A 427-nucleotide genomic window follows, 5' to 3' on the forward strand; every position below is an offset into this window, starting at 1 on the left:
GATGCATCTTCGAGTAAACCATGAATTTGGTTAGCTGTATGGTGCCATCCCAATTTTTCTAGTCGTTCGATTAGAAGTTGAGTAGACATTATGTTTCACTCCTTTCTAATTGTTCATACACTTGAAGAGGACGATGTTCCACTTCAAACACATCGGGTTGTTGGAGACGGGTCGCCAAACCTTTTTCGGTCTCTTTCAGCCCTTTATAATGTCCTAAATTTAAATGGACTTCCGTTTTACCAGTAAGAATAGGGTGTTTCGCAATACACTCAAAGTCATCATATATCTCTAAATGATGAGCAAGCGTTTCTTTCACTTTTACATTTTGACCAACAAAGCGGAATGGAACAGAATAACGCTTTCCTCGGTAAGAGATAAACGAATCTCTACTAACCTCTCGTATTTCCCACTTCACTACAGGAAAAGC

Annotated in this window: 1 protein-coding gene; it reads right to left on the reverse strand. The window is 39.3% G+C overall.

The genetic code is table 11. The annotated features are described in order from the left end of the window. Positions 1-88: 88 nt before the first annotated feature. Positions 89-427 (reverse strand): Mu transposase domain-containing protein (locus PZE06_RS32680; protein ID WP_483314090.1); only part of this gene is annotated, 339 nt, incomplete at its 5' end.

This window comes from Robertmurraya sp. DFI.2.37, from assembly GCF_029211245.1.
Lineage (GTDB): Bacteria > Bacillota > Bacilli > Bacillales > Cytobacillaceae > Robertmurraya > Robertmurraya methanolica_A.